Annotated in this window: 1 protein-coding gene; it reads left to right on the plus strand. The window is 60.3% G+C overall.

Annotation, left to right across the window (positions count from 1 at the left end; translation table 11 throughout):
• The coding region (locus tag E0702_RS19325; RefSeq protein WP_205742077.1) for a hypothetical protein at positions 1-267 on the plus strand (267 nt) is incomplete at both ends.

Raw genomic sequence — 267 nt, forward strand, 5'->3', positions numbered from 1 at the left:
CCTCCAGCGATACGGCAACGCTGGTCGCAGGCAATGGCAAAGCCGGGGATACCGCTTTGAAGGTCTTCAATCTGGGGGCAAGCTACCAGGCGGGCCCTGCACGCTTGTACGGCAACTGGTCGCAAGTGAAGCAACCGCTGGCGACCAGCGCAACGATTCCCGCCAACGGCGTGCTGCCGACCGGCTACATCATCGGTGGTGCCAACAACAACAAGGCCAACATCTTCGAAGTGGGCATCAATTATGCTCTGACGCCAACCCTGGCCT

Origin of the sequence: Halomonas marinisediminis, from assembly GCF_004347715.1 — a bacterium.
Taxonomy (GTDB): Bacteria; Pseudomonadota; Gammaproteobacteria; order Pseudomonadales; family Halomonadaceae; genus Halomonas; species Halomonas icarae.